Source organism: Achromobacter sp. Root565 (assembly GCF_001427425.1).
Lineage (GTDB): Bacteria > Pseudomonadota > Gammaproteobacteria > Burkholderiales > Burkholderiaceae_B > Achromobacter > Achromobacter spanius_D.
This window is the reverse complement of the sequence record NZ_LMGO01000001.1, coordinates 3,690,232-3,712,680: the sequence shown is the minus strand read 5'-3', so window position 1 is coordinate 3,712,680 and position 22,449 is coordinate 3,690,232. Positions and strand designations below refer to the sequence as shown.

17 protein-coding genes are annotated in these 22,449 nt (G+C 61.9%); 7 read left to right on the top strand and 10 right to left on the bottom strand.

Annotation, left to right across the window (positions count from 1 at the left end; genetic code table 11):
• Positions 1-82: 82 nt before the first annotated feature.
• The 3 genes from ASD71_RS16515 to ASD71_RS16505 all read right to left on the bottom strand — a co-directional run bounded on the left by ASD71_RS16515 (position 83) and on the right by ASD71_RS16505 (position 3,351).
• On the bottom strand, positions 83-1,081 hold the full coding sequence (locus ASD71_RS16515; RefSeq protein ID WP_056566077.1) for a tripartite tricarboxylate transporter substrate binding protein: 999 nt from the start codon (positions 1,079-1,081) through the stop codon (positions 83-85).
• Between the two features lie 118 nt (positions 1,082-1,199).
• A complete protein-coding gene (locus ASD71_RS16510; protein WP_369818956.1) occupies positions 1,200-2,684 on the bottom strand; it encodes a sensor histidine kinase in 1,485 nt (494 codons plus the stop codon).
• Positions 2,674-3,351 (bottom strand): response regulator, encoded by a 678-nt coding sequence (locus tag ASD71_RS16505; protein WP_056566075.1) that lies wholly within the window; start codon positions 3,349-3,351, stop codon positions 2,674-2,676. The genes ASD71_RS16510 and ASD71_RS16505 overlap by 11 nt, the downstream gene beginning before the upstream one ends.
• Before the next feature lie 489 nt (positions 3,352-3,840).
• Between ASD71_RS16505 and ASD71_RS16500 the strand changes: the two genes are divergently transcribed.
• Complete coding sequence (locus ASD71_RS16500; RefSeq protein ID WP_056566072.1) at positions 3,841-5,220, top strand: ClcB-like voltage-gated chloride channel protein; 1,380 nt, start codon at positions 3,841-3,843, stop codon at positions 5,218-5,220.
• Between the two features lie 60 nt (positions 5,221-5,280).
• On the opposite strand, the gene ASD71_RS16495 is transcribed toward ASD71_RS16500, so the two are convergent.
• The 7 genes from ASD71_RS16495 to mnmE form a co-directional block, all read right to left on the bottom strand.
• Positions 5,281-5,751, bottom strand: coding sequence for a GNAT family N-acetyltransferase (locus ASD71_RS16495; protein ID WP_056566068.1), 471 nt, complete (start codon positions 5,749-5,751; stop codon positions 5,281-5,283).
• A gap of 16 nt (positions 5,752-5,767) precedes the next feature.
• A complete protein-coding gene (locus ASD71_RS28250) occupies positions 5,768-6,790 on the bottom strand; it encodes a DUF6708 domain-containing protein (RefSeq protein ID WP_200949404.1) in 1,023 nt (340 codons plus the stop codon).
• Entirely contained in the window at positions 6,768-7,571 is an 804-nt protein-coding gene (locus tag ASD71_RS28405; protein ID WP_235512149.1) for a DUF6708 domain-containing protein, read from the bottom strand. Before ASD71_RS28405 ends, ASD71_RS28250 begins: the two co-directional genes overlap by 23 nt.
• Positions 7,571-10,843, bottom strand: a complete 3,273-nt coding sequence (locus tag ASD71_RS16480; RefSeq protein ID WP_156395159.1) for a T6SS effector BTH_I2691 family protein — start codon at positions 10,841-10,843, stop codon at positions 7,571-7,573. Before ASD71_RS16480 ends, ASD71_RS28405 begins: the two co-directional genes overlap by 1 nt.
• On the bottom strand, positions 10,840-11,787 hold the full coding sequence (locus ASD71_RS16475) for a hypothetical protein (protein WP_056566062.1): 948 nt from the start codon (positions 11,785-11,787) through the stop codon (positions 10,840-10,842). Before ASD71_RS16475 ends, ASD71_RS16480 begins: the two co-directional genes overlap by 4 nt.
• Entirely contained in the window at positions 11,784-13,856 is a 2,073-nt protein-coding gene (locus tag ASD71_RS16470; protein WP_056566060.1) for a type VI secretion system Vgr family protein, read from the bottom strand. Before ASD71_RS16470 ends, ASD71_RS16475 begins: the two co-directional genes overlap by 4 nt.
• A 155-nt stretch (positions 13,857-14,011) precedes the next feature.
• The gene (gene mnmE / locus ASD71_RS16465; RefSeq protein ID WP_056567013.1) at positions 14,012-15,364 is read right to left on the bottom strand and encodes a tRNA uridine-5-carboxymethylaminomethyl(34) synthesis GTPase MnmE; all 1,353 of its coding nucleotides are present in this window, start codon (positions 15,362-15,364) and stop codon (positions 14,012-14,014) included.
• Between the two features lie 115 nt (positions 15,365-15,479).
• Here mnmE and ASD71_RS16460 point away from each other — a divergent pair, with 115 nt between their 5' ends.
• The 6 genes from ASD71_RS16460 (at position 15,480) to ASD71_RS16435 (ending at position 22,335) form a co-directional block, all read left to right on the top strand.
• A complete protein-coding gene (locus tag ASD71_RS16460) occupies positions 15,480-17,066 on the top strand; it encodes an ABC transporter substrate-binding protein (protein WP_056566056.1) in 1,587 nt (528 codons plus the stop codon).
• 19 nt (positions 17,067-17,085) lie between these two features.
• Positions 17,086-18,060, top strand: coding sequence for an ABC transporter permease (locus ASD71_RS16455; RefSeq protein ID WP_056566054.1), 975 nt, complete (start codon positions 17,086-17,088; stop codon positions 18,058-18,060).
• Positions 18,057-18,977 carry an ABC transporter permease gene (locus tag ASD71_RS16450; protein ID WP_056566051.1) on the top strand — a complete coding sequence of 307 codons (921 nt, stop codon included), beginning with the start codon at positions 18,057-18,059 and terminating at the stop codon, positions 18,975-18,977. The genes ASD71_RS16455 and ASD71_RS16450 overlap by 4 nt, the downstream gene beginning before the upstream one ends.
• An 11-nt stretch (positions 18,978-18,988) precedes the next feature.
• Positions 18,989-19,999, top strand: coding sequence for an ABC transporter ATP-binding protein (locus ASD71_RS16445; RefSeq protein WP_056566049.1), 1,011 nt, complete (start codon positions 18,989-18,991; stop codon positions 19,997-19,999).
• The gene (locus ASD71_RS16440; protein WP_056567011.1) at positions 19,996-21,024 is read left to right on the top strand and encodes an ABC transporter ATP-binding protein; all 1,029 of its coding nucleotides are present in this window, start codon (positions 19,996-19,998) and stop codon (positions 21,022-21,024) included. The genes ASD71_RS16445 and ASD71_RS16440 overlap by 4 nt, the downstream gene beginning before the upstream one ends.
• A 111-nt stretch (positions 21,025-21,135) precedes the next feature.
• The gene (locus ASD71_RS16435) at positions 21,136-22,335 is read left to right on the top strand and encodes a M20 aminoacylase family protein (protein ID WP_056566046.1); all 1,200 of its coding nucleotides are present in this window, start codon (positions 21,136-21,138) and stop codon (positions 22,333-22,335) included.
• Positions 22,336-22,449 lie beyond the last annotated feature (114 nt).

The window sequence follows — 22,449 nt, the reverse complement described above, 5'->3', positions numbered from 1 at the left end:
GGCGCAGCGGGACCTGCCGCCGGCTGAGCGGGCGGCAGGTGTGCCCTAGCGGGCGCGATCGGGGTCAGTCCTTGCGGCTGGCTTACTTTTTGATCAGGCCGAAGGTGTCGGCAAGTTCGCCGTACTGCTTGACCTGGTTCTTCACGTAGGCGTCCAGTTCCGGGCCGGTCTTGTTGAAGGGGAAGAGGCCCTGCTGCTGGCGCAGCTTCTCGAACTCGGGTGCGGCCGTCGTCTTGTTGAACGCGTCCACCCAGAACTGGTAGTCGGCGTCGGAGACCTTGGGACCGACGTAGAAGCCGCGGATGATCGGCCAGACGATGTCGTAGCCCTGTTCCTTGGCGGTGGGCACCGAACCCAGCTTGCCCGGCAGGCGCTGGTTGTTGAAGACCGCCAGCACGCGGATCGGGGCGCCGCCTTCGAGCATCGTGAATGCTTCGGCCGCATCGCCCATGTAGGCCTGGATATGGCCGCCGCGCAGCGCCGTCACGGCCTCGCCGCCGCCTTCGAAGGCGACAAAGCGCATCTTCTTGAAGTCCACGCCTGCCGCCTTGGCGGTCAGCGCTGCCTTCATCCAGTCCTGGCTGCCCACGGTGCCGCCCGCGCCCAGCACGATCTTGGTCGGATCCTGCTTGAAGGCGTCCATCAGGCTCTTCAGGTCGGTGTACGGCGAGTCGTTGCGCACCACGGCCACACCGTAGTCGGTGCCGATCGCGGCCAGCCAGCGCACGTCGTTGACGTTGTACTTGCCGAACTTGCCCTGCGCCAGGTTCAGCAGCGAGCCGCCGGAGAACGCGACGATGGTGCCCGGCTCGTTCGGGTGCTGGGCCACGATGTTGTTGTACGCCACCGCGCCGATGCCGCCGGGCATGTAGACGATGCGCATGGCGCTCTTGAGCGCCCCACTCTGCTTCAGACCTTCGGTGGCCAGGCGGCACGTCAGGTCGAATCCGCCGCCGGGCTGCGCGGGCGCAATGCATTCCGGGCGGCGGGGTTCGTCGGCGGCATGGGCCGTGCCGAGGGACAGGGTGATGGCGCCAAGCGCCGCCATAGCTGCGATGCGCAGCTTCAGGATCGTCTGCATTCTTGCGTCTCCAGGATTTATAGGTCTAGGTATCGCTGGCAGCGGCGCTGCGGCGAATGATCGCGTCCAGCGGCTCCAGTGGACGCAACCGTACAAAACCGAAGCTTTCCATAACCTTTCAATTTCGGCCGATTTCGTGACGCGGCGCAGCATGCGGTCCGGTTTCCAGGGTAAACACCAATGCCGCGCGCAATCCCGGTTGCCCGATCCGGTTTTCGAGCACGAGCCGGGCGCCCAGGATTTCGGCAATGGTGCCCACGATCGCCAGGCCCAGCCCGGCGCCGGAGGTGTTCTTGCCGGCGGCGCCCCGCCGAAAGCGCACGCACGCCCGGGCGATGTCCTCATCCGACATGCCGGGGCCGTCGTCTTCGACAAACAGCCGAGCCTGGCCAGCGTCTGCTTCGATCCGGACGGTGACCACGCCGCCGGCGGACGCATACCGGATGGCATTGTCGACCATGTTGCTGACCGCCTCCCGCAGCAGCCACTCCGCCCCGCTGACGAGAACCGGCCTGCGTTCGGCCTCCAGGCCGATGTCCAACTGCCGGGCGCGGGCATTGGGTAATTGGGTACGGATCACTCCGTCTGCCAGATCGACCAGGTCCACCGATTCGGGCGCCAAACCGCCTTCGGCCAGCGAGGCGTCTTTAGCGCGCGCCAGGGCGAGCATCTGGTTGGTGGTGCGTACGGCCCTGTCCAACCCCTCTTGCATCGCCAGAAGGGCTGTACGGACCTCCTGGGGGTCTGTTTCGCGCAGGGCATAGGCCGTCTGGGTCCGCAAAACCGATAAAGGTGTGCGCAATTGGTGCGATGCGTCGTCCAGGAACTGCGCCTGCACCCTCCCCAAGGCCGCAAAACGGGCCATGTGAAGGTTTACGGCGGCTACCAAGGGCAGGACCTCCCCTGGCATGTCGGACGCGCTGACGGGGCTTAAATCGTCTGCAGACCGGCCTTTGACTTCCTGCCGCAACCGCTCGAGGGGGCGCAGGGCCATGAAAACGCCCAGGATGATCACCAGGACGCTGATGAGGATCACCGCAAGGTCCCGCTCCACTGAACGCACCAAAACCTTGTGGAGGAACGCCTGACGGCTTTCCAGGCCCTCCGCGACCTGCACGATGACCCGGCCGCCCTGATTTGCGTACAAAGGGGGGTTCATGGGCCGGGCCAGCGCCGCGACCCGGACGGGCTGCCCCTGGTAGGTTGCGTAGAAAAACCGCGGTTCGCCGGACAGCAGAGGCTGCTCCGGCAGGGGCAGACCCGGATGGCCGATTTCGGCCAGCCCGTCTTCGGTCGCCACCCGGTAGAACACGCTGCCATTGGCCGTCAGCTCGAAAAATTCAAGCATCAGGTATGGCTGCTCCATGGCTAATCCACCGCTGGCTGTGGATATGTTGTGGTCGATCGCGCGAAGCGCTCCGGCGAGAGACCGGTCGTAGGCATTGTCGACCTGGTTGCGCAACTGGTGGTTGGACAGCCAGAGCGCACCCATCATCACGAAGACCAACGTGGGAATCAGCCACCAGAGCAACTGCGTTTTCAGCGTCCGGGCGCGTTTTTTCGCCGAAAAATCAACGCTGTTTTGCGGACTTCTAGTTGTCAACAAGGTTCTCCAGGCAGTACCCCATGCCCCGCATGGTCACGATTTGCACACCGGTTTCCGCCAATTTTTTGCGCAATCGGTGAACAAGGACCTCGATGGCTTCCAGGTTGATGTCGGCATCGTCCGTGAGGATGCGGTCCAGGATCTGCTGCTTGTTGATGGGTTCGCCGCTTTTCTGGATCAGCACCCGAAGTACCGCATGTTCACGTGGGGATAACTGCAAGGGCTGTCCATTGACCGTGAATTTCTGCGCGGAAGTTTCAAAAACCAGGTTTCCCAGCGCCAGGCGCGGATGTTCGCGCCCGCGGCTGCGGCGAATCAGCGCAATCAATCGCGCTTCCAACTCTTCCACAACAAAGGGTTTCGGCAGGAAATCGTCCGCTCCTTCGTGAAGTGTTCCGATTCTCTCGGCCAGTGAATCGCGCGCGGTCAAGACCAGCACCGGCGTACGGTCGTCCCGCGCGCGAATCTTCGCCAGCAAAGTATGGCCATCCATGCCGGGAAGTCCCAGATCCAGGATGACCGCATCGAAATCTTCGACGGCCAACCTTCTTTCGGCAACCAGACCGTCGTCTGCCCACTCCACGACAAAGCCCGCATGTCTGGCCAGGCTTCTGGACAGCCAGCGGGCAAGTTCAGCTTCATCTTCGATCAGGAGGATACGCATGGACGCAGTCCGGGGGGCGGTGGATGGGCAGGATAGGAAAGCATGTTTGGCTTTTCCTTTTTTTCTATTTATATAAAGACTAATGATTAATAAGGGCTGTGGATAACTACCTTAACCTTGAAAACCTCTTTCTTTTCATCGTCTTACGGCCGTTTTTGCCTGTGCAAGAACTCTGTGTGGGAAAAAAGCTGAAGTTGGACAAGATTTTGGACCACGTACGAAACCCCTGCTTGTTCAACTTGCCTCCACAACATGTGCACAAGCGCGCTACTTAGGAGTTATCCACAGGGCGTTTCTGGCAACTGGGTTCCAGGAAGCGCCCTTTTACCCTGGAAAACCGCCCTTCGCCTACCCTGATTTTTGCCGTTGCTGCGCCCCAAAACGGGCCGCTACGCGGCGATCGGAATCAGGCATTCGAGGGGAGACCCGAACGGCTTGTTGACGGTGCGCTGAACAAAAAGTGAGCAGATTCCGCCGTAGAATCCGGCCATGGATAGCGACCTGAAACTGCGGCGGCCGCCCTGGGCCAGGCGGCTGAAACGCGGACTTTTGGCGGAAAATTTAGCTTTGACGTTGTGTGCGGCCGCGTTGATTGGCGCCCTGGGTGCGCTGGCAACGGTGGTGTTTCGCGAACTGCTTGGCTGGATGCAATTCTTGGTGGGGGGCGGCGAGGTTCCCCACGGCATGGTGTCGCTGGCCCGTGGGCTGGATCCCTGGCAGCGGTTTCTGATGCCAGCGGGCGGGGGCGCGATCGCCGGCCTGATACTGCAGGCCGCGACCCGATGGCTGCCCCGGCGCGGGGCAGCCGACTATATGGAAGCCATCTCGATCGGACGGGGCGTCATCGGCTTCCGCCAGACGGTCGCGCGCAGCCTGTCCTCGATTTTTTCGATCGGATCCGGCGCATCGATCGGCCGCGAGGGGCCGATGGTGCAACTGGCGGCAATGTGTGCATCATTGACGGGCCGCTATCTAGTCCTGCCGCCCCGCCATCTCCGGCTGTTGGTGGCCTGCGGCGCCACGGCGGGCATCACCGCGGCGTACAACGCGCCGATTGCCGGCGCGGTGTTCATCTCGGAGATTGTGTACGGCGTGATTTCAACGGCGACGCTGGTGCCGCTGGCTGTCGCCTCCGTGGTCGCCAACATTGTGACGCGGCAGGTGCTGCACTATGACGCGGTCTTCCAGATGCCGCATTTCGAGTTCGTGTCGGGGTGGGAAGTGATCAATTACCTGGGACTTGGCCTGATCGCGGGCCTGGCCGCGCCCCAATTCTTGCGATTCCTGGACTTGTCCCGCGCGGCGTTTCGCCGGTTGCCATTTCCGATATGGGCCAGGATGGCGGCAGGCGGGCTTGTCGTGGGAGCGCTGTCCGTGATCGACCCAGCGGTGTGGGGTAACGGCTACAGCGTGGTCAACAGCATGTTGCATACGGATTGGGCGTGGCAGGCGGTGGCTGTCCTGCTCTTGCTCAAGATATTAGCCACGGCGGCCAGCGTCGGGTCCGGCGCCTTGGGCGGCGTTTTCACGCCGACCTTGTTCGTCGGGGCGGCGCTGGGCGGCTTGTACGGGACTGCACTACAAGGCGTGTTTCCGGCCGGCAGCCTGTCGGCGGTGTCCAGTTATGCCGTCGTGGGAATGGGCGCGCTACTGGCGGCCACCACGCATGCGCCGCTGATGTCGATCTTGATGATCTTCGAGATGACGCTGAGCTATGAAGTCATGTTGCCGCTGATGCTGGCGTGCATGATGGGGTACGTCGTTGCGCAGCGCATCCGGCCGGAGTCCGTCTATGCGAAATCGCTGGCGAACAACAGGATTTCCGCTCATCTGATAGCGAAAAAAGGTACGACGACAAATTACGAGTAAAAGCTTATATATTTAGACGGCTCGTTTTTGGCGAGTTAGATCTTTGCAAAAGACGCTCAATTAAAGCGGCTTTTGCATAAAAACACGATTCAGCCCAATCTCCGTTGCTCGATGCGTCTCCACATAACCGCGCCGCGTGTAGATGGCGATGTTCTCGGTCATTGCTTCCTGCGTGTAAAGCCGAATGCGTGAAAAGCCGGCGCGGCGCGCGGCGTCTTCCGCCCATTGCAGCAGCGTCCGGCCGTGCCCTTTGCCTTGCGCGGTTGGCGACACGGCGATGTTGTCCAGCAGCATGCAGCTGCCGTCGGGTTCTGGTATCAGCACGATGAGGGCTTCGATGCCAGCGTCCGACTCCAGCACATGAACCACACCTTGGGCGACGCGCATCTGATAGTCGTCCAGCAAGGGTCCGGGCGTGGCGCCGTTGCGTGCGACGTAGGGGGTGTAAGCCTCATGGACGATGTGCTCGATGCGGGCGACATCAGCAGGCTTCGCGGCGCGGATACGAAAGGGGGTGGGATTCGTATTCATGACGACGCGCCTCCGGTTATCTTGCCGATGCAAAAGCGATAGATGCAATCTGACCGGTCGAATCTAGCACGGAGTCCGTGTCCGGCGCCGTTCGTGATTCAAGATCCATATCCGCCGGCCATTGAACCTTGGGGGCCAGGCGCAAGGCGATGTTGTAGGGAGCGACGTCGTTGGCGTCACGCGGTTCGGCACGATCGGGGTCGAGGCCATTAATGCCGTTTTGCATGTAGGCGCACACGTATGCCCAGAAATTGGAGGTGTTGGCAGCGTCGGTGTTTAAGTGGAAACGCGTCACGACGTTGTTGGTGCCCGGTTCCACCACCGCGATGGAGACGCCTTCCTTGATGATGAGCCCGCCGCCAGGCGTCGCGCCACGGACTTTCCACTTCTCTGCTCGCAGATCGTCCCAGTCATAACTCGCCGTCGTCACGTACCCGCGCTCGAAGGGATTCCACCAGACTGAATGGAAGCCATAGACGTAGACCTTGCGACGTAGGCGATTGAAGCGGAGCGGAAGATCGCGGGGTGGAGAGACCTCGGCACGGTAGATTACAAACGCCGTCCAAAAGCCGATGGAAATTGAACCAGCAAGCATCAGAAAAATTCCGGCCATAAGTGCGCTAACACCTGTAGTGGCGAATGAATATATATCCTTTGCGGCCATTACTAAGAGATCTAAAAGAACCCATGCGACCACCGGTAAAAAGAAAAAGCAAACACCGCGCAAACTCGACATGTTCCGAGCGAACTCGACATACGTCTCATCCATATGCGTCGGTGCTTGCCATAGCAGCATTGGGGGTTCGTCGAGCGGGTCATTAGGGCCGGGCAGATCGCGTTGCCAGCCGCTGCAGGGGGGATTCAGTTGAGGTCTGGCCATCAGCGCTTCTTCGTAATCTGCGCGGCGGCGAAGCCTGAGTGCATTGACCGGACGCATCGCGGCTGAGAAGCTGCGGCAGCTGGCAAGCGAAAGATTCCTTCCGGATAGCGAATCAAGACTTCGGCCTCGACCGCCTTCATGGTGCGGTTCGTGATTCAAGATCCATATCCGCGGGCCACTGGACCTTCGGGGCCAGGCGCAAGGCGATGTTGTAGGGAGCGACGTCGTTGGCATCACGAGGTTCGGCACGATCAGGCTCGAGCCCTTTAATGCCGTTCTGCATGTAGGCGCACACGTATGCCCAGAAATTGGAGGTGTTCGCAGCGTCGGTGTTTAAGTGGAAGCGCGCCACGACGTTGCTCGTGCCGGGTTTCACCACCGCGATGGAGACGCCTTCTTTGATGATGAGCCCGCCGCCAGGCGTCGCGCCACGAACTTTCCACTTTTCTGCTCGCAAGTCGTCCCAGTGGTAACACGTCGTGGTGACGCATCCGCGATCGAAGGGATTCCACCAAACTGATTGGAAGTCGTAGACGTATACCTTGCGACGTAGGCGATTGAAGCGGAGCGGAAGATCGCGGGGTGGGGAAACGTCGGCACGATAAAAAATGCATGCTGCGTAAGCGCACAGGGCAAGTGTCATTATGTCTAGAAAGACAATTCCAACAATCTCACCGGTGGAGCTGAAAGCCGCCGCCGTCGCATAAGAATGCGCTGCGGAAAAAATTACATACTTGAGACCCACCCATGCCATAACCAGTGAGAAGTAAAAGATCCCACCGCGAAGGCTCGACGTGTCCCGAGCGAACTGGACATACGTTCCATCCATGTGCGTCGGTGCCTGCCATAGCAGCATTGGGGGCTCGTCGAGCGGGTCGTTGGGGCCGGGAAGATCCCGTTGCCAGCCGACGCAGGGGGGATTCAGTTGAGGTTTTGCCATCAGAGTTGCTCCGTGATCTCGATGGCGGCGAAGCTTGAGATATCGTTTTTATCTGGCCAGTACGCCACAACCAAAGTTGCCGATTTGATATTGTTGAGGGAATCAAGCCGGTACCGACCGCTTAGGATTGGCCGAGAAGAAGTTGGTTTAGTCTCACTGTCTAGCGTGTAATCCGGCCTATTCAAGGTGGAGTAAAGCGCGGAGGGGACTGTATCGTTGAGTTGTCCCGATGCCATGACATGGGAAGACAGATGGGGGGTACGTTTGGCGCCTTGTGCTAGACCAAATCGCTCAGTGGTAAGCGTAAAGCGGTAACGGGATTGTTCGGCATCAAATCCAGGCAAAGTTGCGCTGTAAACAAGCGCTTGTGCGTTTTCTACAGAGCCTCCGTTTTTGAGGACCTCTATGTCTTCGACGTAGAGGTCCTCTATCGGCCTCACTTGTTTTTCAACAGTGAAACGGAGGTCAACATCCATGCCGAGCGCTGCTGCATTGAGCGCGGCAATGGCGACGTCCATATCTTCAGGATCGCGCCAGCGCTCATTGCTATCAGCTTGGCCGAAGTAGCAACGTCGAGCCCAATTTTCCAATGCGTCGGATTCTAGGCTTCTTGCGATGTGTGATATTGCGTAGGAAAGGAGCCCGACGGCGATACCGGCACCCAATCCTCCCAACAGCGAAAGAGATCCCACGGCTCCAAAAAAAATTAGAATAGCCCCCAAAATTGATAGACCACCGGCAATTCTGTAAGCTTTCGCGGCCTCTGCTGCGCCGGCTTTTGAAACGCGAGCCGCGGCCCGAAAACTGCCGCTAGCATCCGCAATCCCCGCCAAAGCCGATATCGCTCCACCAATCATCACCATTTTCGAACCCAGCCCCACGACGCGAGTGAGCACAGGAGTTTTCTCCGCGCCCCAGCGCAGCAAGAAATCCTTGGCAGCGTCCGCCGGTATCTTGATCGCCAGACCGGCCGCTTCCACACTCGCTCCCATGAAGCCCAGAGCCACGCTATAAAACGCCGCGACGGCCTCCGGATGCTGCGCTCCCACCTTTGTATCCAGGTCGGCAATCGCGCTTAACAAACTGTCCCGTAGAAAGTACAGCCCGATAAAGGACAAGCCGCCGTCGATGCTGCCGACGGCCAAGCTCTTCAGGCTTGCAAAGGTGCTGCCGGCGACACGACGAGCTCCCGCTGCGCCCACTTTCATTCCATTCAGCACCGCGGCGGCAGCGGGCTCCAGATTCTTCAGGCCGGCGTTGACTTGACGAAGGGCATGTTGGGCTTCCCTTTTGACCTCCTGTCCAAGTGCGCCCGCTGCCTGCTTGATGTCCTGCGCGCCCTCCTTGGCTTCTTGGCTGAAATCCAGGATGCGCTTCTTGACCTCTTCGGCAGTTCCGTGCGCCCATAGCGTGACGTCGATGAGCACATTGCGGACGTTGGCATTGGGGATGGTGATCAGACTACCGAGCAATATGGCGCGTGCGCGCTTGCCAGTTGCCTTCTGGGCCGAGTTGGCATGCTCGCGGATCTCGCTCGACAGCAGCTCGAAGCACTCCCCCACTGTGAGCTGGATGGTGATCTGGGTGAACTTGGCTTTACCGTACAGCCAGGCGGCGCCGGACTGGAGGTTGTCCAAGGCCGCCTTGGCGCCGATGCTCAGGGTGTTTTCGAGGCGATTACTCGCATCGTGGATGGCTGCCAACAACTGATCCGCAGCTTCAACAACGAGCGCCCTGCGCCAGTCGCTTCCCTCCTTGCTGGTGGCGACCATCTTTATCGCGTCATAGTATTTCTTGCCTGCCTCCGAGGGCATCGCGTTGGAGAACAAGGGTTCGAACGCCTGCTGCAAGTCGGTGTATTGCCCATTGAGCGCGATGTAGGCCGGACTACCTGCGTCGGACAGCAGGTCTTTCCATGCCTTGCTGCTAGGCCCCAACGCTTGCGGCGTGGGCTTTTCGCCGGGTTGGCTCTCGTCCGCCGGCGTTGTCTGCTGTGGCGGGGCATCCGTGATGCCGCCCGCGAGACAAGCCGCGGTGGTGCTCAGGCGGCATTGCTGCGAACGCGCATCGGTGTCCGCATAGTCCAAAGCCATGATCCGGCGCCAACTGGCGCTAGCCACCAGGTCGGCCCAGTCGGTTGCATAAGCGTCGATCTGCTTTTGAAAGCTGTCGTCTTCCTTGTCATACGCATCCTGAAAAGTCTTTCGCCCTGCAGGGCCAGTTTCCCAATAACGATCTTCTAGCCGGGCCATGCGACGCCCGGTCTCGCGATTGACCACGCCAGCACGTTGTTGTGCTGGGTCGTGGAATACGGGCGGAACGCCGGATTCGCTGGACGTCCAATAGTCGCTGGGTGGCGGCGGCGGCGGGTGTGCAGCCTCTACCTGCTGGGCGATGTAAGCTTTGATTCCGAGCAGGCACTGCGAGGTGAGGTAGACATACCGCCTTGTTGGCTCTTCACGCCACCGCTGGCGCATCGTGTTGACAGAAAGACGCAGGCTGTTGAGCTCTGCGGCCATGCCCACCGGATCGGGCAGGATGAGTCCTGCAACCCCCTTCGCAAGCCCATGCTGCTTTTCAAGCATGCGCAATCGCGCCTGCATGGCTTCAAGGCGTTCATGACGGGGATGCCAGTCATGAACGCTACCGAAGTCGCGCGTGCCGATGGCGTACTCGGCGACATGCTGGTGGAGATCGTCACCGTGCTCAAGGGCAAGCGCCTGGTCGCCACCTGTCGGATCCTGCTTGAGCGTGATCAGATTGATCACCCTGAACCGCTGCCGATAATCAGCGGGCAGTGCCTTTCCATCAGCGTGCTTGCCGGTGCGGTAGGCATCGAGTGTCGCCTTCGGCCAAGGGTCCTGTGAAAACGCGATCCAGGCCTGCTTGTGCGCTGCGGTGTCGATGTTGATGAATGCCGAGCGCAGATCGTGTCCGGCGTCCAGGCAAGCTTTGGCTAGGGGCTCGGGTTCCGCCCGTGGCATGGAGAATGGATTGAACTGGCGCAGATAGCCTTCCGGGGTGACCTGATAGGCATGCCAGATTTCTTTGTCCAGCAGTACATAGACATACCCCTGACGCAGTACACGCAATGCGGTCTGAACTGACTTGTGACTCAGTGCGCCATGTTGCTTGAGTCCGTCGGTGACTGGCATGATTGCAAGCCGTAGCGGCAGGATCGGTAAGCCGGTACGTTCACACGCGCTGCAAGTGCCGGTGGGATTGGGCGCCGCCTGGCGCCTTGCCTGGATCAGGGTTTTGCTGGTGCTCATGTGTAGTTCGCGGCGGGAGGTAATGACGCAACGACGCGCTTCCACGCAAAATCGTCGTAGTTTTCAAAACGCGCTTGCAATGTGGACTGCCCTGCGACGGCGGCTTTGATGTCGCCCTGTATTTCTGGATGCCGTGGCAGATTGGGATGAATGAACACGCTATGCATGCACAGGTCGATGATGTCGGCGCTCAGGCGCAAGCGCGAGTTCTGTGCGTCGCGGATCATCCGGAAAGCATGCACGGCTGCCTGCGGCGGAAGAATCGTGGGGCCACGCCAGCGCATGGGGGCATACGTCATGGGGATTCCGAGCCCGACGCGCCAGACATCCAGGAAGTCGCTGACGAGCGGCGCAAGCTGTTGAGCCTGCCGAGCGAGTGGAGGGGCATCCGAGCCAGCTTCGGTGGGGGAACCGCGAAGTAAGGTCCAGGTACCCCAACTGGTCGGGCAAAGCCAACGCTTGACGGGCCATAACAGAGCAGGAAAGGCGTGTTCCATTGATGCCGCGAGCAGTTCAAGCCGCAACGGCTCGAACCACGGCGTCATGCGTTTTCCAGCTATAGGCGCGATGACATCCAGGCAGCGCGCAGCCAAGTGATCGGCGAGCGCAGCGAGGGATTGATCACTGGTCAGCCATCCGCACACATAGCGCTTTTTATAGCTGGCATCATCACACGCAGAACGTTCGGCGGCGGCGAGCAGAGAAATGTCTGCGGCACCTTCTGGCGCGGCCAGCTGTATAAGCGCCGGGCACGCGTCGGGCGTATGGGCAAGGTCTGGCCGGATGACGCGTGCGATCGCCTGTTCGCCCAACGCTTGGGTTAGCGACTGAATGCTTAGGGGATCTTGTGGGGCGCATGGCGCGAGCGGGTCCAGCAAGAGGTAAAGATAGTCGCTGTGGGCGCGTTCGAGACGGGCAAACTCTTGTACGACGCTCTGCATCATCTGGCGCGCTCCAGACAATCAGAAAGTGCGTCTTCCAGAGCCTCGCAGCCCAGAGCCAGTTCATTTCCGCCGCCGCCCCCCTGCATCTTGAGCGGACCTTTAACCTGGATGGAGATAGCGTCAAGGGTTATGCCGGTGCTATCTATTCGAATGGTGCCACCCGGCCCTTTAATGATGAGCTCTTCTCCAGCATGCAGAGAGTAGTCCCTTGTCCGACGGCGGATGGCCTGGCCCGCCCGCAGTTCCGCTCGCCCCTCCACGCTCTGCTCCTGGTGCCCGCCAATACTCACCCAGTGATTGGCCGCAGTCTTGTCGCGGCGGTTGTTGCCCACTTCCTCGGTGCGGTCCTTGCCGGTGTAGATGGTGTGATTACGTCCCACCGTCAGGAAGTCGTCCCGCCCATTGTCGTGCCGCCGATCCTGGCCGATGTTCACCTGTTCGTCATTGCCCACGGTCTCCCTGCGGTCGTGGCCAATGGTGATGGTTTCGTCGTTCTCGACCTGCTCGCTGCGGTCGTGACCCACGAACGTCGACTCGTCGTGGTTGACGTGGATGTTCTGGTCCTTCTGCGCGTGGACGTAGATTTCTTCCTGATCCTTCTCGTCCTCAAAGCGCAGTTCGTTGTATCCCTCGCCTTTGTGGGTCTTGGTCTTGATGGTCATCCGCGTCTTGTGGCGCGGCAGGTCGTAAGGCGGCAATTGCAGGCGGTTGTAGACGCGGCCGGTGATCACGGGCTGGTCGGGATCGCCGTCGAAATACGAGACGATGACCTCTTGTCCGATGCGGGGAATGGCCATGTGGCCCCACGTGGCGCCAGCGATGTTCTGGGATACGCGTATCCAGCAGGAGCTGTGTTCGTCTTCCTTGCCGAGACGGTCCCAGGGGAACTGGACCTTCACGCGGCCGTATTCGTCGGTGTAGATCTCTTCATTGGGTGGGCCGACCACTACGGCGTTCTGCGGTCCGTCGATGCGGGGCCGGGGCAATGGCTCTGCGCGCCATTCGGCGTCGTCCGGTACCAATTCAGCCTCGTAGTGGTACCGAGTCCCTGACGCGGAATCGGCGCATTCTTCGGCCTGGCTCGTGTATTGGATGCCGCGGTGGACGATGCGGACCGGGCGCCAGCCGCGATTCATGTCCTCGCGTGGGTGCCCGGCCAGCGTGAAGGAGATGCCAGGCTGCAAGCGCGGGTCATCGCCTTCAACCAAGGCGATGCGCGCATCGCGCCGATGCCCGCGCAGGCGATTCTCGGCGAAGGGCTTGCCGGCCTCGTCGAACTTGGCGCGGGCCGGGTAGTCGTAGCGCTCGTAGCGGTGTCCCTGGTGGTCTAGATCCCGCCCATCGCGGCTGTGCTGGTGGGTATAGCGCGGATGGTGAAAAGTGTAGTCGCGCTGCGTCTGGCGCGCGGTGCGCACGTTCTCGGTATAGGTGAAGCGACGCAGCGCAGGCTGCGGCTGATCGCCGCCGGGCATGGGGTTGTACTGCACCGGCGCGTCGCCGACGCGGCCGTGAATGAAGAGGCGATCGCTGTGGACAAGTTGATGTCCTTCGGCGCCATGACGGAAGGAATAGAAGAAGCCTTCCTCACGCATGATGCGTTCGACGAAGTGGTAGTCCGTATCGCCGGCTTGCACGCAGTACTCGCGGGACTGGTTCTCGGTGGTGCTGCGCTGCTCGTAGTCCTGGTTGAGGCCATGCGCCTTGAGCACGGCCTCGGCGATCTGTGGAACGGTCAGCGCCTGGAAGATCCGCCAGTCAGAACTGAGCGCGAGGCGTGCCAGACGGGGCTCGACGACAGCCGAATAGCGCGTGCGCCGAAAGCCGGTTTCGCCCTGGACGAATGAAGACACCGCGCCGTGCACGTACCGGACAGGTGTGTCGCCATGCCAGATCGTGAGCAGCGCAGCGCGGTCCAGCACCGCACCGAAGTCGATGGCGGGATTGGCGCTGGCCAGTTCCGCTTGCAGCACGAAAGGCTCGGACAGGCCTTCCTGGAGCGAGAACTCGACGACGTCGAAGGGCTCTTCGCCAATGGCGAACGTGAAGCGCAGATCGGATTGGGTAGGCATGGCGTGCTTCCGGTGGGGACAGACCACTCGGGTCGTCCTTGGTGCCAAAGGGCACCACCGGTTGTAAAAGCCGCCGATATTTCGTGTAAATCAGAAGAGTCTTATTAATTAAGAAAATCGATGTGCGCAAGCATGTTGCGGGGTGCAGACCCTGACTACTTCCCGATGCAAAAACTGGAAAAAATCTCCCCCAGCAAATCATCGCTGGTGAACTTGCCGGTAATGCTGGACAAACTATCGTGCGCCAGCCGCAGTTCCTCGGCAAACAGGTCCAGCACCCGGTCATCCTGGCTGGCATGCGCGGCGGCCAGTTCCAGATGTTCGGCCGCTTCCTGCAATGCATGCAAATGCCGTTCGCGCGCGAGCCACGGCGACTCGGCGCCGGGGTTCCAGCCGGCGATCTGCAGCAGTTCGGCGCGAAGCGCGTCCAGGCCGGCGCCGCGCTTGGCCGAGATGCCCAGTTCGCCGGGACCGGGGACGAAAGGCTCGGCCAGCAGGTCAACCTTGTTGAATACCTTCAGCACCGGCGTGCGGGCGGGCAGGCGCGCGGTGATCTGTGCGTCGAGTTCGTCGCCCGGCTGGGTGGCATCCTGCAAATGGAGGATGACGTCGGCGCGCTCGATCTCTTGCCAGGTGCGCGCGATGCCGATGCTTTCCACCGTGTCTTCGGTTTCGCGCAGGCCGGCCGTGTCGACGATATGCAGCGGAACGCCATCAATATGGATTTCCTGCACCACTTTGTCGCGCGTGGTGCCCGCAATGGGTGTGACGATGGCGATGTCGTCGCCCGCTAGCGCATTGAGCAGGCTGGATTTGCCGACGTTGGGCTGGCCCGCCAGAACGACATGCAGGCCTTCGCGCAGGATGACGCCCTGGCGCGCCTGCGCGATCAGCGCGGATAGGTCGCCGGCTAATGCGTCCAGGGTGGGACGCGCCTGATACTTTTCCAGGAAGTCGATTTCCTCTTCGGGAAAATCCAGCGTCGCTTCGACCAGCATGCGCAGGTGAATGATGCGGTCGGACAGGTCGTTGACGCGTGCCGAGAATTCGCCCGATAGCGACGCCATGGCGCCGCGCGCGGCCGCGACCGATGAGGCTTCGATCAGGTCGGCAACCGCCTCGGCCTGCGCCAGATCCATGCGGTCGTTCAGAAACGCGCGGCGCGTGAATTCGCCGGGTTCGGCCAGTCGCACACCCAGGTCGCGGCCGGCGGTCAGACAGCTATCGAGCACGCGCCGCAACACGGCCGGACCGCCGTGTCCCTGCAGTTCCAGCACGTCTTCGCCGGTGTAGGAATGCGGCGCGCGAAAGTAGATGGCGATGCCTTCGTCCAGCAGTTCGCCGTCCACCGTCTTGAACGGAAGATAGTGCGCATGGCGGGGCGTGAGATTGCGCTGAAACAGGCGCCGCACCAATTCGGACAGGTCCGCACCAGAAATGCGCACGACGCCGATGCCGCCTCTTCCGGGAGCGGTGGCAATGGCGGCAATGGGGGCGTAAGCGGACATATCGAGGTAGATGACAAGGCGAAACAATAGGGGAATATAACTGTTGCGCGGCGCGTTGTTTGCTGGTTACTGTGGCCCCGAGGTTCAAAACCCGAAACAACTCTGGGAGATCACGATGGCATCTCGGTTTTCGCGTGTCTTGGCCTGCGGCGCTGCCGCGGTGGTGATGGCCTGTGGCACATACAGTTCGGCCATGGCCCGCGATCTGGTGATCGGCCTGAAGACCGAGCCGTCTTCGATGGATCCGCAGTACCACGCGTTGACGCCGAACACGCAGATCTCCCAAACCATCTTCGATACGCTGGTCGCCACGGACGCGCAGCTCAAGCCGCAGCCTTCGCTGGCGGAATCGTGGACTGTCGATGGCAAGGTCTGGACCTTCAAGCTGCGGCCGAACGTGAAGTTCTCCGACGGCACGCCGTTTACCGCCGAGGACGTCGTATTTACGTATGACCGCGTCCCGAAGGTGCCGAACAGCCCGTCGCCGTTCACGCTCTATCTGGGTTCGGTGGCCAAGACCGAAGCCGTGGATCCGATGACGATCCGTATCACCACCAAGGATGTTGCGCCGAACCTGCTGGTGAATCTGGCGCAGTTGCCCATCCTGTCGAAGAAGGCCGCTTCGGGTCCAGCGGCCGAAGGCAAGACGACGACAGAATTGAATAGCGGCGACGGCCTGATCGGAACGGGCCCGTACAAGTTCGTGTCGTGGAAGCGCGGCGCTGAGTTTGTGCTGGCGCGCAACGAGAACTACTGGGGCAAGAAGCCCGAATGGGATCGCGTGGTCTATCGGCCCATCAGCAATGCGGCCGCGCGCGTGGCTGCCCTGCTGGCCGGCGACGTGGACATGATCGAGGATCCTCCCACCGACGACCTGCCCAAGCTCAAGTCGGACAAAAAGCTCTTTGTCGAGGAAACGCCGTCGGTGCGCGTGGTGTACGTGGCGCTGGACCAATACGCGGAGCCGTCGCCCGGCGTGCAAGGCACCGAAAAGAACCCGATGAAGGACAAGCGAGTGCGCGAAGCCTTGTCGCTGGCGATCAACCGCGATGCGCTCGTTGAGCGCGTGATGGGCGGCGTCGCCCTGCCTGCGGGCAACCTGCTGCCCTACCCCATGTTCGGCGCCAGCAAGGAACATTCGAAGGCGCCCAAGGCCGATGTCGAAAAGGCCAAGGCGCTGCTCAAGGAAGCGGGCTATCCGAACGGATTTTCGATCACGCTCGGTTCTCCGTCCGGCCGCTACGTCAACGATTCGAAGGTGGCGCAGGCCATCGCGTCGATGTGGACGCGCATCGGTGTGAAGACCAGCGTGGACGCGATGGCGCCTCCGGTGTTCTTCAAGAACCGCGACAGCTATTCGTTCTCGGCGTATCTGGCGGGCTGGTCGGTGACCAGCGGTGAAATGTCCAACGCGCTGACGTCGCTGCTGATGACGCGCAATCCGGAAGCGGGCCAGGGCACGACGAACCGCAGCCGTTATTCCAATCCCAAGATGGATGACCTGGTGAAACAGGCGTCGTCCACGATGGACGACGCCAAGCGCGCGGAGTTGCTGTCGACGGCAAGCAATATCGCGATGGATGACTTTGCGATGCTGCCCGTGCATTTCGAATTGTCGGTCTGGGCTATGAAGAACGACATCCGCTACGAGGGCCGTCCGGACCAGGTCACGCTGGCGCAGAACGCTACGCTGAAGAAGTAAGCGCGCCGGGCCATCTCTCGTGCTTGCAACCATCGTCAGAAGGCTGCTGCAGACCATCGTCGTCATGCTCGTCATGTCGGCGTTGGTCTTTGCCGGCATTTACATGGTCGGCGATCCCGTCTCGATGCTGGCCAGTCCCGAAGCGACCGAGGCGCAGCGCGCCGCGATCAGCGCGTCGCTGGGGCTGGACCAGCCGTTGTGGCGGCAGTACCTGATCTTCATGAGCCAAGCGGTGCGCGGCGACTTCGGCAACAGCTTCCTGACCGGCGAGCCGGCCATGCACCTGATTCTGGAGCGCATGCCGGCCACCGTGGAACTGGCCTGTGTGGCGATGCTGCTGTCGGTGCTGATCGGCGTGCCGCTCGGCATTCTGGCGGGCTTGAAGCCCGCAGCGGTGGGTTCGCGCGCGATCATGACGGGCTCGGTGCTGGGGTTTTCATTGCCGAATTTCTGGGTGGGCCTGATGCTCATCATGGTGTTCGCGGTGATGCTGGGCTGGGTGCCGGCCGGTGGCCGCGGCGACACGATCAGCATCGGTTCGCTGCAGTTGAGCGTGTTGACGTTCGATGGCTGGCGGAGCCTGGCATTGCCCGCCGCGACCATTGCCTTAGCCAAGTGCGCGATGATCATTCGCGTGACGCGGGCCGCCACGCGAGAGGCGCTGCCCATGGACTACATCAAGTTCGCGCGCGCCAAGGGCCTGTCGGAAAAGCGCGTGTTGGGCGTGCATCTGCTCAAGAACATCCTGATTCCGGTGGTGACGGTCGCGGGCCTGGAGTTTGGCCAGGTGATGGCGTTTGCCGTCGTGACGGAAACCGTGTTTTCGTGGCCAGGCATGGGCAAGCTGCTGATCGATTCCATCATCAACCTGGATCGTCCCGTGGTGGTGGCGTATCTGCTGCTGATTGTTTTCTTCCTGGTCATGTTGAATCTGGTGGTGGACATCATCTACACGGTGCTGGACCCCCGCGTACGCCTGGATAGCCGCCGATGAACACGCCCGCCACCGTTGCCTCGCCCCCGGCCCCGACGAAAGAGCAATCGCCCTGGCGCCGCTTCGTGTCGGATTTCTTTGCCAGCAAGCTCGCCACGTTGGGGCTGGTGATGCTGATCGTGATCGTGGGGGCGGCGCTGCTGGCGCCGTGGATCGCGCCGCAGAATCCGTACGATCTGGCCAGCCTGGACATCATGGATTCGAAGCTCAAGCCGGGCAGCGAAAGCGGGGATGGTTCGATGCGGCACTGGCTGGGCACGGACGGCCAGGCGCGCGATCTGTTTTCCGCCATCCTCTACGGCATGCGCACCAGTCTGATGGTCGCCACCGTGTCGGTGCTGGCGGCCTTTGGCATTGGGGCCACGGTTGGGCTGATTGCCGCCTATTTCGGCGGACGCATCGATGCCCTGCTGATGCGCGTTGTGGATATCCAGTTGTCGTTTCCGGCGATCCTGGTGGCGCTGATGTTGCTGGCGATTCTGGGCAAGGGTGTGGATAAGGTGATCATCGCGCTCATCGTCGTGCAGTGGGCGTATTTTGCGCGCGCCGCACGCGGGGCCGCGCTGGTCGAGCGCGGCAAGGAATATGTGGAGGCGGCGCGCTGCATGTCGTTGTCGTGGTCGCGCGTGCTGTTCCGGCACGTGCTGCCGAACTGCATGCCCCCGCTCATCGTGATCGCCACGATCGACCTGGCGCACGCGATCGCGCTGGAAGCGACGCTGTCGTTCCTGGGAGTCGGCGTGCCGGTGACCGAGCCGTCGCTGGGCATGCTGATCTACAACGGCTTTGAATACCTGCTGTCCGGCCAGTATTGGATTTCGTTCTTTCCCGGCATTGCGCTGGCGCTGGCCATCATCGCCATCAACCTGGTGGGCGACCACCTGCGCGATGTGCTCAACCCGCGGCACGCGAATTGAGGACGGGAGCGATGCAGACACTTGCGGCGCAACGCCCCCTGCCTGGCCCGGCCCCTGTACTTGAGGTGCATGGCCTGAAGACGCATTTCTTCACGCGCAACGGCGTGGTGAAGGCCGTGGACGGTGTGGATCTGACGCTGGCCGAAGGCGAGATCCTGGGCCTCGTCGGCGAGTCCGGATCGGGCAAGAGCATCACGGGATTTTCCTTGATGGGCCTGCTGGATGAACCCGGACGCATTGTCGATGGTGAGGTGCTGCTCAACGGCGAGGACCTGCGCGCGGCGACGCCTGCACGGTGGCGCCAGTTGCGGGGTCAGGAGATCGCGATGATCTTCCAGGATCCGATGATGACGCTCAATCCGGTGCTGCGCGTGGATACGCAGATGATCGAAGCGGTGCAGGCGCATGCCAAGGTGTCGCGCGACGAGGCGCGCCGGCGCGCGTTGCAGACGCTGGCGATGGTCGGCATTCCGTCGCCGGAGGAGCGGCTGCGGACGTATCCGCATCAGCTGTCGGGCGGCATGCGCCAGCGTGTGGCCATCGCCATTGCGCTGTTGAATTCACCGCGCCTGATCATTGCGGACGAGCCCACGACGGCGCTGGACGTCACGATACAAGGCCAGATCCTGTTCGAGGTGCAGAAGCTCTGCCGCGAAACGGGAACAGGCCTGATCTGGATCACGCATGATCTGGCCGTGGTGGCGGGTCTGGCCGACCGCGTGTCGGTGATGTATGCGGGGCGCGTCGTGGAAACGGGCAGCACCGAGGCGGTCATCAGCCACCCGATGCATCCTTATACGCATGGGCTGATCGCTTCCATTCCGACGCCGGCGTCGCGCGGCAAGCCGCTGGTGCCGATTCCCGGCATGACGCCGTCGCTGTTGAATCTGCCGCAGGGCTGTGCGTTTCGCGGGCGCTGTCCGCGTGCGACGGACGCCTGTCTGGCCGAGCCGCCGCCCGTCGAGGTTCGCCCGGCGCAATGGGTGCGCTGCTGGCATGCTGGAGCGCCGGACGCGACATGAACGTCCCCCAACACAATCTCACGCCCGATCCCACGCCGATCCTCGCCCTGCGCGGCGTCGAACTGCGCTTCGTGCAGCCGGTGGATCTGGCTGGCCGCATCGCCAACCTGCTGGGCGCGGGCCTGAAGACGCAGGTGGTGCATGCCGTGGCCGGCGTCGACCTGGCGATCAGGCCAGGCGAGGTGATCGGCATCGTCGGTGAGTCGGGCTGTGGAAAATCCACGCTGGGCCGCATCGTGTCCGGCATTCTGCCGCCGACGGCCGGCCAGGTGGACTACCAGGGCAAGCCCGTGCAAGCCATGAAGGGCCCGGAGCGGCGCGCGTACGAGCTGGGCGTGCAGATGATCTTCCAGGATCCGTACGCGTCGCTGAACCCGCGCATGCGCGTGCGCGACATCATTGGGGAAGCGCCCGCGGCGCACGGCCTGATCCGTTCGCGGGACAAACAGGAATATGTGGCCGGGCTGATGCGCCAAGTGGGCTTGGACCCGAGCTTTGCACAGCGTTATCCCCATCAGTTTTCGGGCGGCCAGCGCCAGCGCATCGGCATTGCGCGGGCATTGGCGCTGAAGCCTTCGGTGATCGTCTGCGACGAGGCCGTCGCCGCGCTGGATGTGTCGATCCAGGCGCAGGTGCTGAACCTGTTCGAACGGTTGCGCGATGAGCTGGACCTGACGTATCTGTTCATCAGCCACAACCTCAGCGTGGTCAGCCATATCTCGGATCGCGTGGCGATCATGTATCTGGGACGCATTGTCGAGCTGGCCGATACCGATACGGTTTTCGCGCGCGCCAACCACCCGTACACGCAGGCGTTGCTCAAGGAGCTGCCGACGCTGACGCCGGGTCGGCGAAGCTATCAGCCCATCCGCGGCGAGCTGCCCTCGCCGCTGGATCCGCCCACGGGGTGTGCATTTCACCCGCGGTGTCCCCATGCCATGCCGCGCTGCAAGGCCGAGCGCCCCCTCCTGCGGGAGATCGCGCCGGGGCAGTTCAGCGCCTGCCATTTGAACGATGCCGCCTGACCTGCGCCGAAAAAGGGCTGGACGCGGCACGCGGGGCGGCGCGAGAATTCCCGCAACAGCAGGCCATTTGCGCGTGCGCCTTCCTTCAATCCAGACAGCTTATCCACACCCATGAAAACCATTGCCGAAATCGAACGCGTACACGGGGATTTGACCGCCCTGCGGCGCGACATCCATGCGCATCCCGAACTGGCGTTCCAGGAAACGCGCACGTCCAACCTGGTGGCCGAACGCCTGCGCGGCTGGGGACTGGAAGTCCACACGGGGCTGGGGAAAACTGGTGTGGTGGGCATTTTGCGCGCCGGCAGCGGCGGCAAGACCATCGGCCTACGCGCCGACATGGACGCGCTGCCGATGCCGGAGCACAACCGGTTTGCCCACAAGTCCACGATCAGCGGGCGCATGCACGGATGCGGCCACGACGGGCATACGACGATGCTGCTGGGCGCCGCGCAGTATCTGTCCACGCATCGCAATTTTGACGGCACGGTCGTATTCATCTTCCAGCCGGCCGAGGAAGGCGGCAACGCCGGCGCGCGCGCCATGATGCAGGACGGGTTGTTCGACAAGTTTCCCTGCGATGCGGTGTTCGGCATCCACAACATGCCGGGCATGCCGGTCAACCAGTTCGGTTTCCGGGCCGGGCCGACGATGGCGTCGAGCAATCGCTGGGACATCGTGATCAAGGGTGTGGGGGGCCATGCCGCCCAGCCGCATTCGTCCGTGGACCCCATCATCGTGGCCGCCGACATGGTGCATGCGCTGCAGACGGTCATCTCGCGCAGCAAGAATCCGCTGGATCAGGCCGTGCTGTCGATCACGCAGATTCACGCGGGCGATGCCTATAACGTGATTCCCGGCGAAGCCGTGCTGCGCGGCACGGTGCGCACCTATTCGGTGGAGACGCTGGACAAGATCGAGGCAGACATGCGGCGCATCGCCACCACGCTGCCGCAGGTGTATGGCGGCACGGGCGAGCTGGATTTCGTGCGCGCGTATCCGCCGCTGGTGAACTGGGAAAACGAAACCGCGTTTGCGGCCAAGGTTGCGGAAGACACCTTCGGCGCGGAAAACGTGCTGCGCGACATGCCGCCGTTCATGGGGGCGGAGGACTTTTCGTTCTTCCTGGAATCCGTGCCGGGCTCGTACCTGTTTCTGGGTAACGGCGACGGCGATCATCGGATGGAGTCCTATCACGGCATGGGTCCGTGCCAGCTCCACAACCCCAACTACGACTTCAACGACGCGCTGCTGCCGGTGGGTGCGACGTACTGGGTGAAGCTGGTCGAGGCGTTCATGCCGGCCAAGTAAGGACCGATACGCTATTTGCTTATATGCAGATGGCGATGAAGCCGCGGGCGCGCCCCGCGGCTTTTTTCTATATGACGTAAAGCTTTGATCAAACGCCGATATCTTCGTTTGAGA